This is a genomic window from Myxacorys almedinensis A (assembly GCF_010091945.1).
GTDB lineage: Bacteria > Cyanobacteriota > Cyanobacteriia > Leptolyngbyales > Leptolyngbyaceae > Myxacorys > Myxacorys almedinensis.
This window is the reverse complement of record NZ_WVIE01000003.1, coordinates 1-15,067: the sequence shown is the minus strand read 5'-3', so window position 1 is coordinate 15,067 and position 15,067 is coordinate 1. Positions and strand designations below refer to the sequence as shown.

The following is a 15,067-nucleotide window of genomic DNA, read 5'->3' as shown; positions in this document are numbered from 1 at the left end:
GCTTTTTTTATTTTTTGTCTGCTGCCCTAACAGCCTCTCATACATAATCAGATTTACATCTCTACCAATGGTGAGAAAACCCGAAAAAGAAGTGTGAACAGAGGTAATTTGCTGATAAGGGCACGGAAGGTGCGTTGGGTTATGCCCTTGGTAACTCGCTAAAATAGAGGAATGGAGCGTGTTTACATACATTCGATTAAGGGTTTGAATACCGCGAGTTTTGCCATTTATTGTCTTTCTTAAGTTTTTCTATAGTTGTTTGTTAACGAACATTGCGATCGCACGGCAAGCCCTAGGCGATCGCTCACTGTAAAGTCCGAAGAAAGCGTGTCTATGAATGCCAGTATGTCTGACTTCTCGTTGATCAATAGCTTACCTGGAGCAGGGTTGGGCACAGACGGTGCGATAGACAGGTCTGCGATGGATCGGCAGTGGGTGGAGGTGCTGGTCGATTGTTCTGGGACACAAGGACTCTACACCTACGCTTTGCCGCCAGATCTAGCCGTACGGGTGGGTGATATTTTGAGTGTGCCATTTGGAACGCAGCAGGTAGGAGCGATCGCCGTTCGGTTGCTCGATACCCGACCCACCGAGTTAGCCGCCGATCAGATCCGCTCGGTCGATGCGATCGTGAGTGCTGGGTTTTTTCCAGCGTCGTATTGGGCGCTGCTTAACCAGGTGGCGCAGTATTATCACACATCGCTGATGCAGGTGGTGAAAGTGGCATTGCCGCCAGGATTGTTAGCGCGATCGCAGCGGCGCATTCGGTTTCTCAACGATGAGAAGACTCCGCTAACGGCAGCCGCACGGCACATTCTAGAGCTTCTTAAAGCCAGCAAAACAAAAGACTATTCGTGGCAGTTTGTGCAGCGCCAAGTGCAAGGAGCGCATCGTGGCTTACAAGAGTTGCTCAAGCAAAATTTGGTGGAGAGTTATCTAGAACCACCAGCAACAATGCGTCCCAAGCTGCGCCAAGCGGTGACGCTGATTTCCACAGAAGGGCAACTCAGTGAGCGTTACCGAGAAATTTTAGAAGTGCTGAAGCGGCAGGGCGGCGAGATGTGGATGACTGACCTGCTGCAACTGTGCCGAACGACGACACCAACGCTAAGAAAGCTAGAGCAGCAGGGCTGTTTGATCTTGCAGCCACGGGAGATTTTACGAGCGGAGGGGCTGCCGGAGGTGGGTGAAGAGGGCGCAAAGTCACTCACTGCCGATCAGGCGGCTGCCCTTCAGCAGGTGCAGCAAGCGACCGGATTTACCCAAATTTTGCTGCATGGCGTCACGGGATCGGGCAAGACAGAAGTGTATCTCCAAGCGATCGCGCCGATTTTGCAGCAAGGGCGCTCTGCGTTGGTGTTGGTTCCCGAAATTGGCTTGACGCCGCAACTAACGGATCGCTTTCGGGCGAGGTTTGGGGATCAAGTCTGCGTCTACCATAGCGCCCTTTCGGATGGCGAGCGGTTTGATACGTGGCGGCAGATGCTGAGCGGCTCACCTCAAGTCGCGATCGGGACGCGATCGGCAATTTTTGCGCCTCTGCCAAGCCTCGGGTTGATTATTCTCGATGAAGAACATGACTCCAGTTTTAAGCAAGATCAGCCTGCACCGTGCTATCACGCTCGAACGGTAGCCCAGTGGCGGGCAACATTAGAAGCCTGTCCGTTGATTTTGGGATCGGCTACCCCATCGTTAGAATCTTGGGTGACGAGCCATCAAGAAGTCGCCCAATCGCAGTATGTATCGCTGCCAAAGCGAATTTTAAATCGTCCGATGCCAAAGATTGAGGTGGTGGACATGCGGCAAGAATTGCGCGATCGCAACGGCTCGATTTTCAGCCGATCGCTCCAAACCGCCCTCCACCACCTCAAAGAAACAGAGCAACAGGGCTTACTCTTCATTCATCGTCGTGGGCACAGCACCTTTGTGTCGTGCCGCAGTTGTGGCTACGTGATGGAGTGCCCCAACTGCGATGTGTCGCTCTCGTTTCATCACACCCATGAAAACGCCAAACCTCGGCTGCGCTGTCATTACTGCAATCACGTTCAAAATCAACCCCCGCACTGCCCCTCGTGCGGATCGCCTTATTTCAAGCAGTTTGGTAGTGGGACGCAGCGCGTGATGCAAGAATTGGAGCGGCAGTTTCCAGACTTAACGGCGATTCGGTTTGACAGCGACACAACGCGGGCGAAAGGCTCCCATCGGGCGCTGCTGACCCAATTTAGCGATCGCAAAGCTGATTTGCTAGTGGGCACCCAAATGCTGACCAAAGGCATCGATCTCCCCCAAGTCACCCTCGTTGGGGTGATCTCTGCGGATGGATTGCTCAATCTCGCCGACTTTCGAGCGAGTGAGCGGGCGTTTCAGACCTTGGTGCAGGTAGCAGGACGGGCAGGGCGAGGCGAAGAACCAGGGCGAGTGATTCTGCAAACATACTCGCCGGATCATCCCGTCATTGGGGCGGTGCAGCGTCAGCAGTATGAACCCTTTGTGGCGGCAGAACTCAAGCAGCGACAGGAGTTGCAGTATCCGCCCTACGGACAGCTGGTGCTCTTTCGGATCAGCGGAGGGAATGCGGTGGCGGTGCAAAAAGCCGCAGAGCGAGTCGCTGTAGAACTGTCGAAGTCTACCCAATACGCGGTTTTAGGTCCTGCTCCGGCGACCATTCTCAGAGTTGCTCAGCGCTATCGATGGCAGATTTTGCTGAAGTTTCCATCGCACGATGGTTCTAAAGTGCCGAATTTGGCAGACTTGCGATCGCTCTGTGGCTCTACGGTGAGTTTGACGATTGATGTCGATCCGATGAATCTGATGTGAGTCGCGCTTCTGGCAAAATCAGCATCGCATCGCCAAAGGAATAAAAGCGGTAATGCTGCGCGATCGCGTCCTGATAAAGGTCTAAGGCGCGTTCTCGCCCAATCAGCCCACTCACCAGCATGAGCAGGCTTGACTTGGGCAGGTGGAAATTGGTAACCAGACCATCTACCACGCGCCACTGATAGCCAGGGTAAATAAACAGATTTGTCTTACCACAGTACGATCGCAGATCCCCCGATTGAGATGCGCCTTCTAGCGATCGCACTGCCGTAGTTCCCACCGCAATGACCCGCCCGCCATTTGCCTTAATCGCTCGAACTTGCGCCACCGTCTCTTCGGGCACTTCGATCCATTCCCCGTGCATCTGGTGGTGGCGGATGTCTTCGGTCTCTACCGGGCGAAAGGTTCCCACGCCGACATGCAGGGTCACAAAGGCGCGCTGAATGCCTTTTTCATCAAGGCGATTGAACAATTCTGGCGTGAAGTGTAACCCAGCGGTGGGAGCCGCCACTGCCCCGACGCGATCGGCGTACACCGTTTGATACTGCTCAGGTTCAGAGTCGGAGCCTGTGATGTAGGGTGGCAGCGGCATTTGACCAAACTGATCGACCACTTCTAGCAGCGATCGCCCATCTGATACCTCAAACTGCAAAATTCGCCCTCTAGTTGCCTCATCACTGGCAACAACGGTGGCTCTAAGGCTGATCCCGGTTGGCTGATGGGCGGCAAAGATAACCTGGCTTCCCGGTTTGAGGCGTCTGCCAGGCTTCACCAACGCCAACCACTGATTTCGCTGCTGCTCCTCTAACAGCAAAATTTCGACGGCTGTGCCCGTCGTCTTTTGACCATAGAGACGCGCCGGAATCACTCGCGTGTTATTCAACACTAAAAGATCGTTAGCTCGGAGAAGATCGGGCAAATCGCGGAAAACCTGATGGCGATGGCGCTGCTGATCTTCTACGACAAGTAGACGTGCGCTATCTCTAGGCGTGACCGGAGACTGAGCAATCTGCCCCTCTGGCAAACCATAGTCATAACTAGAGAGTAACTGGTCAGCATCCACGGAAGATTCGTTCACGAGCGGCAGTTCCCAATTAAATCATGAGGGTTGGCAGATAGGAGGGGTAAACCAGAGAGGTTGCCATCTATTAACTACTAAACCTCAAAATGGGTGAGGTTCCCTATCGGATGTCGGGGGCTTCTCCCCTACACGAACAGCAAGATTCGCCCGAAGATAAGAGGTGTAGCATTTGCTTAGGTAAGGACGATCCTATGGAATATCTCTACTATTTGGCGAATGCCAGTCTCACTCTGAGAATCGTTGAGTTTCTTCACAATAGAACTCAATTGCCCGTCAGCTTTATGACTGTCATTCATCAAATCGACGGTTGGGTAGTCAGAGTTAAAATGGAGCACGAACTCGACACAGACCAAGACGGCGATTTTCAGGCATTTATGAAAGAACTGGGGATTCCCTACCAGCCGGGCATTCGGATTCAGATGGTGCTGTGGGGACTTGAAACAGGTCAGTCTCCGGTTGAGGTGATGCAGCGCTATCAGGTGGCGGTAGTGTCTCATGGAACCCCCGATCGGGTTGAAATCGAGGAGTTTCGCCACCAGTTTGTGCAAGGGTTGGGCTACTGCCCAGAAACCCTCGCGTAGTCTTGGTCAGTTGTTTTGGTTAGTCGTGCGTGAACGCATCCGGAATGTAGGTTTGCAGGGTCAGAATATAGCCTGCGACACTCTGACTAAAGCAGTCTTTATGCCCCTGCTTTGACGCAGAAGCTTTGCGGCATCTCACGATCGCAACATCAAAGCGACAAGGCAAAGCGGCTAAATCTGGATAGTTGATTAGAAATGATTGTGCCGTTTTCCAAAGTTTGGCTTGCTTCGTTGGCGTAATGGCAAGCAGTCCATCACCATCCCAATTTCTCTGACTGCGGGTTTTCACCTCTACAAACGCAATCAGGGATTTTTCTTTGGGCAATTGGGCAACGAGGTCGAGTTCTCCAAAGCGGCATGTCCAGCGCTGATGCAAAATTTGCCAGTCGTGCGATCGCAGCCATTCGGCAACCAGATTTTCGCCTAAAATTCCTACGTGAGTTGGGTGATGAGGTGCAGGGATGTCCACAGATTCAGGTACGATCAAGAACGGGTTTTGAGCCATGCAGTGCAAAGATCTGATCGATTCGCTACGCCAGATCGAGTTGCGTTATGCCTCAACGTTCCCGAATCATGAGTTCCTATCAACCTTCTGTTTTGACTTGTAAAAAATGAGTTGTAGACACGTTGTTTTTTGCTGCGCCCTGTCGCTAGTTTCTAGTCTTAAACGTTGTTTTTCACCGATGCAACACCGTGCGATCGCGATGGGTTTTGCTCAGCTTTTGGGGGTGGTGCTCTTCTGGGCAGGAATTTTTGGAGGGGGGGCTACCCCTGCTTTAGCAGAAGATTTTAACAAGGCATTTTTGCTTGGCAAAGATTTTTCAGGACGAGTGTTGACCGATTCAAGCTTTACAAAATCAAACCTTCGGGACGCAAATTTTAGTCATACCGATCTTCGGGGAGTGAGCTTTTTTGGAGCGAATTTAGAGCGAATTAATCTTGAAGGCGCAAACCTAAGTAACAGCACGCTTGATGCGGCACGCCTAACCGATGCTAATTTGACGAACGCCATTTTAGAAGGAGCATTTGCGTTTAATGCCAAGTTTGACGGCGCAACGATCGACGGGGCAGACTTTACCGATGTTCAGGTGCGATCGGATGCTTTGGCGATCCTCTGCAAGAGCGCAAAGGGCACAAACCCAACGACAGGGCGCGATACCCGCGAGACGCTGTTCTGCGATTAATAGGATTAAACTTTGGCGTTGCGTAATAGAGAGAGGAACTGAGGTGATTCATGATGGAATGTCTCGACTGCCACTCGACTCATATTCGCAAGAACGGCAAGCGCCGAGGCAAGCAGAATCACATCTGCGTAGAGTGTAAACGCCAATTTCTAGATCGCTTGAAATGCCTTATGTATACCTGGCTTTCAGAAAAGATTGAGCAAGCACAAAAAATATTAAAAGCTCAAAACATTCAACTAGGGTTCAAATTCAATTCTCCTGCTACTCAGGGTGAAATCCAGCGCTGTGAAGAAGAGCTTGGATTCATTTTGCCTGATAGCTACAAGGAGTTTTTGAAATTCAGCAATGGAGCAAATATTTTTTGCATCGATCAGCCTAGATTTGAGATTACTCAGGCTACGCCGTGGTGGGCTGATAGCGGAATTCTGATTCAAAGCACAAGTGCTATTGTTCCATTTAATCAGGAGCAAGATGAAGTTTATGTCGAGGATGATGGTGAGAAAAAGTATATTGCTTTTTGTTATTTAGGCTATATCTGTACAGGTGATTTTTGCAGTTTTGATCTCACAACTTATGCGGATTCAGAGTACAAAGTACTCGACAGTCAACATGATTATATGTTTGAAGAGTGGCAAGCAGAACACATTATTGCCAACTCTTTTGAAGACTGGCTCATCAAAATTTTTGATGAAGTGATTCAAAACAACCGCCGTCCAGAATACTGGATTCCATCACCTTTACAAGGATGATGCCTTGTAACTCAATTAAGCTGTACTGTGGCTCAGCAGTTTTGTGATTAGATAGACTGCTCCAGAGGAACTTTTACGAGATCGACAAAATTTGTGCGGCGTTGGCGATCGAGTTCTCTGAGTCGCTGTTCTTCTGCCTGCATCTTCTGAACGTAGTACTGTCCTAGCTCTGGAGTTGCCACACAATCGGTGACTTTCCATAGGTCTAGAAAATGGCGACGGCGCTTGTCGCACATGACTTGCTCCATTCCGGCTAGAGCAGATCGAATCACCAAAGGCGATCGCAACACATCGAGTTGCGTTTTTTCGTCTAGCTCAAACAGCGCATAGACTTGATTCATTTCGCGGGGAAACTCGGTACAGCGATCGCGCAGTCGTTCCATTAGATTTTGGGGCTGATGATCTGTTTGAATCTCCTGAATTTGCCGCCACAAGAAGCGATGGTGCGACAAGCTAAAGTCTAAATCTTGAGCCTCTAACGCTTCTGTAATCAGGGAGCGATGCTCTGGAGACTGGAGATAAATTCGCAGCAGTTGAGATTCGCATTCTTCGAGCAGGGTGCGATCGCCGGGAGTTTGCCATTTCTGCGATCGCCCGTGCCACCGTTGCCCTCGCACCTGAAGCCGCAAGTTTTCCTCAATTTGAGGCATGAGTCGGCTGTTATTTTGACTGAGCAATTCAGCCGCATGTTGAATGTAGTGAGTTCTCAAGTTGGGATTTGGAAGATTGCCCAGCAAAGACACAATCTCGACTGCTGCCTGCTCAAAGTGATCTGCCTGCTTCAAATCTTTGTGCAGCAAGACTTGTTGAATTTGCCAATCGATCCACAAGGGAGCGTCGTCCAGCAGGGCTTGATAGTCGTTGGCAGAATGAGACTGAAGAAAATCGTCGGGATCTTTGCCATCGGGAATGTTGAGCACATGTAGCCGTACTTCTCCTTGATAAGCAAGGGCGGCGACTTCCCCGATCGCGCGCTCTGCCGCTTGGACTCCGGCGCGATCGGCGTCGAAATTAAAGACCACGCGCTTCGATTCGCTATAGCGCAAGAGTTGCCGGACTTGAGCCATGCTGAGAGCGGTTCCCAGGGACGCAACCGCGTTAGTGATCCCAGCCGTATGCAGGGCGATTACGTCAAAATAACCTTCAACAACGACGGCTTGGTCGCGTTTTGCGATCGCAGCCCGCGCCTTGTCCAACCCAAATAAGGTTTTTCCTTTATCAAATAGCTCGGTTTCGGGCGAGTTCAAATATTTTGGCTGCTCATTGCTCAGGGTACGACCACCAAAGCCAATCACGCGCCCTTGCAGATCGTGAATCGGAATGATCAAGCGATCGCGGAATCGATCGTAATATCCATCTCCGGTTTTTCGAGGAACGACCAATCCGGCTTGCTCAACCAGCGCCACGGGATATTTTTTTTGCTCTACCAAATAGTTGTGCAGCGTCTCCCACCCCCCCGGAGCGTACCCCAACCCAAACTGCCCAATCGTGGCAGCACTGAGCTTGCGATCGTCTCGCAGATAGGTCAACGCAGCGCGCCCACCTGATTGATGGAGGGCGTGTTCATAAAATTTAGCCGCGATCGCGAGAATTTCGTAAAGCTGCTCGCGCACCGAAAGCTGCCGCTGAAGTTCTTGCCGTTCCTCAACTTGAAGCGTTTGTACCGAAATTTGATATTTTTTGGCTAACTCTAAAATAACGTCGCCAAAGTTGCGTTTGCCCAGTTCCATCAAAAATTTGACCGCATTTCCTCCTGCTCCGCAGCTAAAGCAATAGTAAAACTGTTTGCTGGGGCTAACGCTAAAGCTCGGAGACTTATCATCGTGAAACGGGCACAAGCCTACAAAATCCTTGCCTTGCTTCTTTAGCACGACATGCTCAGAGACGACATCTACAATATCGGCTCTTTGTTTGACTTGCTCGATGGTGTCTGGATGCAAACGAGGAACATTCATAGGAGGGCGAGGGTGAAGAGCGTTCGAGGACGATGCATGAGCCGCAAATTAGTACATTTACACTTTAATCTAGCAATTTAACGCTAGCGTGTAAAGGACAGGACTGCTCCTAAGATACGCTACAAATGGCGAATATATTGCTATTTAAGCATATTTAACGCTATCTGTAGCACCTCTCTAAAACCTCAGCGATCGCTGATTCGTTCTCCCATCAGAATGAGCTACAATCCCGTAGGATTATGCCACCCCAGCCCAACTCTCTCCAACCCCTACAACCCCTAACCCCATGGCTCGACTTTCTAAAGACCTCCATCGTTTTTTCTTTGAAGAACCGCCCTCGGAGCGGATCACCCTGTCTGACGTACTGAGCCTTGCCGGGGAACGGACGTTTGGGTTTCTGCTGGTTTTGCTGTCGCTGCCGTCAGCCTTGCCTGTGCCCGCACCGGGATATTCTGTCCCGTTTGGAGTGGTGATCTTTTTGTTGGCAGTTCAGTTAATCGTTGGGTCTCGAAGCCCGTGGCTGCCTCAACGAGTGCTGAGTCACTCGATCGCGCTGGGTCGGTTGCAAAGCGTTGTCAAGTCTGGAATTCCGTGGCTCCGTCGCATTGAGCATTTCTCAAAGCCGCGCCTGACGCCTGTTTGTACAAGCCGCGCTGGGCGAGCGGTGTTGGGGCTTGCGATCGCGCTGATGGCAATTTCGATGATGATTCCGATTCCGGGAACCAACACGCTGCCTGCGATGGGTATTTTCGTCACAGGGTTTGGCTTGCTAGACGATGATGGCGCGATTAGCCTAGCAGGGCTGGTGGTTTGCCTGATGGGAGCAACGCTCAGTCTGTCGATTCTTTACGCCTTGGTAGTCGGAGGAACCAGTCTGTATGATTGGCTTAAGGAAGCAGTCAAAAGCTTGTTATGACGTATCACTGGCGTCGCCTAGAAAGCGGGTGGAGTTAAATCAAACGGGAGCGGGCGAAGCAGGGAAATTGCCAATAAAAAACCCCAGCCGAAGCCAGGGTGAATAATCAGGGTGCATCTACCATTCCACTATTCCTAAAGGTACAGAGCCTATCCGGATAAATGCTCTAACTTTTTTGAGATCATTTACCAGCTACCCCATCAGGGAGCGATCGCGCGAGTTGACTAAAGCTCCTCCGATTTTTCTCCCTGCACGAGCCGACGATTTAGAACGGCGGAGGACGAACTCTGACAGATCTTTGATTTAGATCTTTGATTTAGATCTTTGATTTAAAGTGAATGAGCAGAGAATCACCCTAGGTTTACCACTACCATGACTCAAGGAAAAAATGTGCTCGGCGGTACGTTAGAAGTCTGTTGCACATCCCCAATGACGGGCTACTACCGCGATGGCGTGTGCAGCACAGGTGCAGGAGATGTGGGAATCCATGTTGTGTGCGCTCAAGTGACCGAAGAATTTCTAGAATTTAGCAAAGTACGGGGAAACGACTTGATTACACCCGTGCCCATGTTCGATTTTCCGGGACTCAAACCGGGAGATCGCTGGTGTTTGTGTGCCTCTCGCTGGAAGGAAGCGCTAGATGCAGGGGTTGCGCCTCCGGTGGTGCTGGAATCGACCCATGCAGCAGCGGTTGAATATATGTCGCTTGATGAGTTGAAGCAGCACGCGATCGCACCATAGCCGCGTTATGGAAATGATGCTCAGTTCAGTGGCAATGCGCGCTCTTGATGCTACCGTTGTAAGCTGATTTGTGGGCAGTGTGTTGAGGTCAGACGAGATGCGATCGCTGTATTTTTTGCTTCCAGGAACAACTCAAAAGTTTGCCTGCGGTGGATTGTTTGCCGAGTTAAAAACCCTGGCTCTGGCTCAGCCGATTTGTGCGTCAAAAATTGTCACCTATCGGCAACGAGAACCCGACACCCTATTTTTAGACGATGTGTTGCAGCAACCCACGTTAGATGACGTGATTTTTGTGGCAAGTTGGGGATTTGATGTGCCCAAGCTAGTGGCTCGGCTAAAGCATCACCACGTCTTGTACCATGCTCACAGTGCTGAATATGGCTTTCGGCTTTCGGCTAAGATTCCGATCATGGCAGTGAGCCGTAACACGATGGGATATTGGGGACAGCGATCGCCCCATTCTTTGATTTATTATCTTCCCAATCAAATTTCTGATGAATTTAGCAACTTTAATTGCGATCGCAATATCGATGTGTTGGTTCACACTCGCAAATCATCGCGCTATTTATTACATCAACTCATTCCAGCATTGCAGCAGCGATGTCGTGTCTGCGTGATTGATACTCACGTTGACAGTCTTTCAACGCTATTTAATCGTACAAAAGTTTATCTCTACGACTCAGCAGAATATTGGGCACAGCAGGGGGTGAGTGAAGGGTTTGGCTTGCAACCTATGGAAGCGATCGCGTGCGGCTGTCAGGTGTTTTCAAGCGTCAATGGTGGGCTGTCAGATTATTTAGATCCGGGCTTTAACTGCTATAAAATCGCAGGCTATTCGACAGATTTTGATGGGCATCGTATTGTAAATTGCATTGATAATTTTGCGCCGAATGCGTTACCCGATGCAGTTCTAAACCATCATCGAACCGATGCTATTACAAAAAGACTTGCAGTGATTTTGCAAGAAGTCAATGAGTTTTTTGACCACTCCCAAAAGCACCCCTCAGATATTGCCGAGCTAACCCCGATCAGAGTGCTGAACCTGCGATCGCAAACTCTGTTCGCTAAGCTAAAGAAAAAGCTCCGGTCTCGCGGATAGCATCATGGCAAAACTTCCTCCAAAACTGGTGATTCAATCGGGCAAATTTGTGTGGACAACCCTATGGCATGTGATGATGTCTAACCTCGCGCCGCGATCGCCATCGGGGGAGTATACCCGCCCTGCCAGCGAGTTTAGAAACACCATCAGCCCCGATCCCGATGCGCTCTACCCGCCTGCGTCAGGGCGCTACAAACTATTTGTGGGCATGAGTTGCCCCTGGGCACATCGGACGTTGGTTGTGCGATCGCTAAAAGGCTTAGAAGCTGCGATCGCAGTCTCTCTTGTCTCCCCTTCCCCGGTAGAAGGCGGGTGGATTTTAGACACACCAGAGTATGGGTGTCGCACATTAGCAGAAATCTATCACCTTGCAAAATCTGATTACAAAGGGCGATGCACTGTTCCAGTTTTGTGGGACACTAAAACCAATTCTATCGTAAACAATGAAAGTGCAGAAATCATTGTAATGTTAAACGGCAATTTTACCGATTTTTCCACGCATCCAGAGCTAGATTTATATCCAGAATCACTACGCGAAAAGATTGAAATCTGGAACGATAAGATTTATCACGCGGTAAACAATGGAGTCTATCGATGCGGGTTTGCTCAAACGCAAGAAGCGTATGAAATAGCATGTCGTGAACTGTTTGCTACGTTAGATGAGATCGATAGGGTGCTGGGCACTCAGCCTTACCTGTGTGGAGAGACGCTAACGCTTGCAGACATCAGGCTTTTCACAACCCTATTTCGATTTGATGTGGCTTATTTTGGGCTATTCAAATGCAGCCTTCGCCGCATTGAGGATTACTCAAATCTTGGCAGTTATCTACGCCATTTATATCACCTACCAGGAGTCGAAAATACCTGCGATTTAGAGGCTGTAAAACGCGACTATTACGGAAATCTGTTTCCCCTAAATCCGGGAGGAATTATTCCTCTGAGTGCTGATGCTCAAACCTTGCTCAAGCCGCGCCGTTGATAGTTTGCTGAGATGCCTTTAAGTTGAGACTGGAAGACATGAGAGCGATTAGCGCAAAGAATTCCGGACAAACCACGACAGATTGAGCCAGCAGGCAGAACCATTTTGCCTCGCGATATCCTAGCTAAAAACAGGTCACTGGGCTGGCAAAATGGATTGACACCCCACAAAAATCTTTTTTCCGAGAGTAATGAGTGACCCACAATCGATACAATAAGAGGAAGAATCTTGGGTCAGCTATGAGTCAACAAGATAACTTTTCAAGTGGGTTTTTTCTAGGCGCGATCGCGGGGGGCATCGTGGGCGGAGTTTTGGGTGCGCTGCTCACGCGCGCTGCTGACGAAACAACCGAAGAGCCGTTGCTCACGTCTGAATCGTCTTCGGGGAAAACGCTAAAAGCTAGAAAGCGCACGTTACGAGCCTCGTCTGAGCAAAATATCGAGCTAGCTCGCCAGAGTTTGGAAGATAAGATTGCCCAACTCAATACTGCCATTGACGATGTGCGGCAGCAGCTAGGAAACGTCAACGGTCGAGCGATAGATCCGGATCGGGAAAATTCGATGACGGAAGATTCCTAGCGCCACTCGCCACTTTCTCAAAGAATCGCTTAAACTATGGTCAACTCTGGAAACCCCTAGACACTTAAAGGAAAGTACAAATATGGATGCTTTAGCGTTGCTGCTAACGACCCTGAATAGCTTTATCAGCATTTACACCGTTTTGTTAATCATCAGAATTTTGCTGACTTGGTTTCCCACCGTCGATTGGTACAAGCAGCCTTTTGCGCTGTTGAGCCAACTCACTGACCCCTATTTGAATCTTTTTCGATCGATTATTCCACCGTTGGGCGGCATCGATTTTTCTCCTATTTTAGGCTTCTTAGCTCTGAATCTGGTTCAGAGCGTTGTGCTGCCTTCCATCGCTCAAGCGATCGCAGGCGTGGTGCTGGCATATCCCGCCGCTTAACATCACGAACGGTAGTTTTCTTAGTGGTCGGCAGGGGACAATGGCAGAGAATAGAGGGCAGAGCAGTACACAAATGGCTTGCCCTCTATTCTTTTGAAGAAACCTATTGATGAACCGTTGATGAAGCCATTTTGTTCATAAACCCGCTACGATCGCAGATGACGTAACCCTGAAAGCGACTGTGGCAGACCAGCGAATTCTGATTTGGTATCGCAATGACCTACGGCTTCAAGACCACGAGCCGATGATAAAAGCGCTTCAGTTGGGAGCAACGGTGATCCCCGTTTACTGTTTTGACCCAAGACAGTTTGGCACAACCTCTCGCGGCTTTCCTAAAACAGGAGCCTATCGGGCGCAGTTTTTACGAGAAAGCGTGGCAGATTTGCGGCAGAATTTGCGAGCGCTCAAAGGGGATCTGATTATCCGACGCGGGTTGCCAGAAGATATCATTCCCGAACTTGCGATCGCGTTGCAGGTGCAGGCGGTCTATTTCTATGGTGAAGTGACTTCTGAGGAACGGGCGGTTGAGTCTGCTTTAGAGCAAGTCTTGAGCAAAATTGGCGTGATCACTCAATCGTTTTGGGGTCATACCCTCTACCACGCCGATGACTTGCCCTTCGAGATCAACAATGTTCCAGAACTCTATACCAGCTTTCGCAAACAAGTCGAGAAAGCTTCGACAGTCTACGAAACGTTTCCTGCCCCGCCGCCGTTGAAGGCGTTACCAGAAGTTGAAGTGGGCGAGGTGCCCACCCTAGCGGAGTTGGGCGTAGAGCAGCCTCAGTTTGATCCCCGTGCTGTCTTACGGTTTAAAGGCGGGGAAACGGAGGGATTAGCGCGGCTAAAGCACTATTTCTGGACGCAAGATCACCTCAAATCTTACAAGGAAACGCGAAACGGAATGCTCGGTGCAGACTATTCCTCAAAGTTCTCGCCGTGGCTGGCGTTGGGCTGCTTATCGCCCCGCACCATCTACTGGGAGGTGCAGGCATATGAGTCAACGCGGGTTAAAAACGACTCGACCTATTGGCTGATTTTTGAGCTACTTTGGCGAGATTATTTTCGATTTATCTGCGCCAAACACGGGAACGATATTTTTCGGGCTTCGGGAATGCAGGGGCGAGCGATCGCATGGAAGCAAGACGACACCCGATTTGATCTCTGGCGTGCTGGCAAAACCGGATTTCCCTTAGTCGATGCCAACATGCAAGAAATCGCCGCGACGGGCTACATGTCTAATCGCGGTCGGCAAAATGTTGCCAGTTTTCTCACCAAAAATCTTGGGATCGATTGGCGCTGGGGAGCCGAATGGTTTGAGTCGCTGCTGATCGACTATGACGTATGCAGCAATTGGGGCAACTGGAACTACACCGCAGGCGTTGGCAATGATGCCCGTGGGTTCCGGTTTTTTAACATCACCAAGCAAGCGAGAGACTACGATCCTCAGGGGAGCTATATAAAACATTGGCTGCCCAAGTTGGCGAATGTGCCTGCTTTTCAGGTGCATGAGCCGTGGAAACTGACGGAGGTAGAGCAAACTCGGTTTGGCGTCAGGCTAGGTGTGGATTACCCTAATCCGGTGGTTGACTTATTCAAATCAGCCGAGGCAAATGAACTGATTTATAACCAGAGCCAGCCACTGTCTGAGATCTCTAAAACCAAGCCTAGACAGTAATGTTAGCCTTCTCGTCATTCATCCGAACTCTGCTGTTAGTAGATTGTCAACGTTAAGTTGATGGGTGCATGAGTGGAAGGGTAGATGAGTGGAGGGGTAGATGGGCTGGATTACTGAGCAACCCATCCACCCATCGACTCTCTAACCCCTCCACTCTTAGTCCCTCATTTCAACGTTGACAGACTACTAGTGCAATCGCGCGTTGTGCAACGCTGTGTGCAAGTCCGAAGGCATCGCAGCTAGTAGATTAACCTGAGTTCGGGATAAGAATTGGACAAGAAAGGGGCAAACCCAATAGGCTGAAAATGCTAAAATCTCATGCCC

The 15,067-nt window shown here is 50.1% G+C and carries 14 protein-coding genes and 1 pseudogene; 12 read left to right on the top strand and 3 right to left on the bottom strand.

Features of this window, described 5'->3' with window-relative positions; genetic code table 11:
* Positions 1–255 precede the first annotated feature (255 nt).
* Entirely contained in the window at positions 256–2,817 is a 2,562-nt protein-coding gene (gene priA, locus GS601_RS02960; protein WP_338016950.1) for a primosomal protein N', read from the top strand.
* Here priA and queA read toward each other — a convergent pair.
* Complete coding sequence (gene queA, locus GS601_RS02955; RefSeq protein WP_338016949.1) at positions 2,771–3,895, bottom strand: tRNA preQ1(34) S-adenosylmethionine ribosyltransferase-isomerase QueA; 1,125 nt, start codon at positions 3,893–3,895, stop codon at positions 2,771–2,773. The genes priA and queA overlap by 47 nt on opposite strands.
* 194 nt (positions 3,896–4,089) lie before the next feature.
* On the opposite strand from queA, the gene GS601_RS02950 reads away from it, so the two are divergent.
* Positions 4,090–4,479, top strand: a complete 390-nt coding sequence (locus tag GS601_RS02950) for a hypothetical protein (RefSeq protein WP_202924821.1) — start codon at positions 4,090–4,092, stop codon at positions 4,477–4,479.
* A 19-nt stretch (positions 4,480–4,498) separates the two neighbouring features.
* On the opposite strand, the gene GS601_RS02945 is transcribed toward GS601_RS02950, so the two are convergent.
* On the bottom strand, positions 4,499–4,948 hold the full coding sequence (locus GS601_RS02945) for a YraN family protein (RefSeq protein ID WP_338016948.1): 450 nt from the start codon (positions 4,946–4,948) through the stop codon (positions 4,499–4,501).
* Positions 4,949–5,162: 214 nt separating this feature from the next.
* Between GS601_RS02945 and GS601_RS02940 the strand changes: the two genes are divergently transcribed.
* The 3 genes and pseudogenes from GS601_RS02940 (at position 5,163) to GS601_RS02935 (ending at position 6,412) form a co-directional block, all read left to right on the top strand.
* A complete protein-coding gene (locus GS601_RS02940; protein ID WP_162421785.1) occupies positions 5,163–5,663 on the top strand; it encodes a pentapeptide repeat-containing protein in 501 nt (166 codons plus the stop codon).
* Positions 5,664–5,716: 53 nt separating this feature from the next.
* A pseudogene (locus GS601_RS22805) lies at positions 5,717–5,818 on the top strand (IS1/IS1595 family N-terminal zinc-binding domain-containing protein); the annotation flags it as partial.
* A 15-nt stretch (positions 5,819–5,833) separates the two neighbouring features.
* Positions 5,834–6,412, top strand: coding sequence for an SMI1/KNR4 family protein (locus GS601_RS02935; RefSeq protein ID WP_162421784.1), 579 nt, complete (start codon positions 5,834–5,836; stop codon positions 6,410–6,412).
* 47 nt (positions 6,413–6,459) lie between these two features.
* Here GS601_RS02935 and dnaG read toward each other — a convergent pair whose 3' ends face one another.
* Positions 6,460–8,367: a DNA primase gene (dnaG, locus tag GS601_RS02930; protein WP_162421783.1), complete on the bottom strand. Its 1,908-nt coding sequence runs from the start codon at positions 8,365–8,367 to the stop codon at positions 6,460–6,462.
* Positions 8,368–8,653: 286 nt separating this feature from the next.
* Here dnaG and GS601_RS02925 point away from each other — a divergent pair, with 286 nt between their 5' ends.
* The 7 genes from GS601_RS02925 (at position 8,654) to GS601_RS02895 (ending at position 14,743) form a co-directional block, all read left to right on the top strand.
* On the top strand, positions 8,654–9,283 hold the full coding sequence (locus GS601_RS02925; RefSeq protein WP_162421782.1) for an exopolysaccharide biosynthesis protein: 630 nt from the start codon (positions 8,654–8,656) through the stop codon (positions 9,281–9,283).
* Between the two features lie 372 nt (positions 9,284–9,655).
* Positions 9,656–10,024 (top strand): DUF2237 family protein, encoded by a 369-nt coding sequence (locus tag GS601_RS02920; RefSeq protein WP_162421781.1) that lies wholly within the window; start codon positions 9,656–9,658, stop codon positions 10,022–10,024.
* 97 nt (positions 10,025–10,121) lie between these two features.
* On the top strand, positions 10,122–11,123 hold the full coding sequence (locus GS601_RS02915) for a glycosyltransferase (protein ID WP_162421983.1): 1,002 nt from the start codon (positions 10,122–10,124) through the stop codon (positions 11,121–11,123).
* 4 nt (positions 11,124–11,127) lie between these two features.
* On the top strand, positions 11,128–12,102 hold the full coding sequence (locus GS601_RS02910) for a glutathione S-transferase family protein (RefSeq protein ID WP_162421780.1): 975 nt from the start codon (positions 11,128–11,130) through the stop codon (positions 12,100–12,102).
* 239 nt (positions 12,103–12,341) lie between these two features.
* Positions 12,342–12,680 (top strand): ssl2009 family thylakoid membrane protein, encoded by a 339-nt coding sequence (locus GS601_RS02905; RefSeq protein ID WP_162421779.1) that lies wholly within the window; start codon positions 12,342–12,344, stop codon positions 12,678–12,680.
* Positions 12,681–12,762: 82 nt separating this feature from the next.
* Positions 12,763–13,068 carry a YggT family protein gene (locus GS601_RS02900; protein WP_162421778.1) on the top strand — a complete coding sequence of 102 codons (306 nt, stop codon included), beginning with the start codon at positions 12,763–12,765 and terminating at the stop codon, positions 13,066–13,068.
* Between the two features lie 181 nt (positions 13,069–13,249).
* Positions 13,250–14,743: a DASH family cryptochrome gene (locus tag GS601_RS02895; protein ID WP_162421777.1), complete on the top strand. Its 1,494-nt coding sequence runs from the start codon at positions 13,250–13,252 to the stop codon at positions 14,741–14,743.
* Positions 14,744–15,067: the final 324 nt, after the last annotated feature.

Coding starts and splice junctions, on each gene's coding strand:
- GS601_RS02950 (WP_202924821.1), top strand. CDS start 4,090: ATGGAATATCTCTACTATTTGGCGAATGCCAGTCTCACTCTGAGAATC.
- GS601_RS02940 (WP_162421785.1), top strand. CDS start 5,163: ATGCAACACCGTGCGATCGCGATGGGTTTTGCTCAGCTTTTGGGGGTG.
- GS601_RS02935 (WP_162421784.1), top strand. CDS start 5,834: ATGTATACCTGGCTTTCAGAAAAGATTGAGCAAGCACAAAAAATATTA.
- dnaG (WP_162421783.1), bottom strand. CDS start 8,367: ATGAATGTTCCTCGTTTGCATCCAGACACCATCGAGCAAGTCAAACAA.
- GS601_RS02925 (WP_162421782.1), top strand. CDS start 8,654: ATGGCTCGACTTTCTAAAGACCTCCATCGTTTTTTCTTTGAAGAACCG.
- GS601_RS02920 (WP_162421781.1), top strand. CDS start 9,656: ATGACTCAAGGAAAAAATGTGCTCGGCGGTACGTTAGAAGTCTGTTGC.
- GS601_RS02915 (WP_162421983.1), top strand. CDS start 10,122: ATGCGATCGCTGTATTTTTTGCTTCCAGGAACAACTCAAAAGTTTGCC.
- GS601_RS02910 (WP_162421780.1), top strand. CDS start 11,128: ATGGCAAAACTTCCTCCAAAACTGGTGATTCAATCGGGCAAATTTGTG.
- GS601_RS02905 (WP_162421779.1), top strand. CDS start 12,342: ATGAGTCAACAAGATAACTTTTCAAGTGGGTTTTTTCTAGGCGCGATC.
- GS601_RS02900 (WP_162421778.1), top strand. CDS start 12,763: ATGGATGCTTTAGCGTTGCTGCTAACGACCCTGAATAGCTTTATCAGC.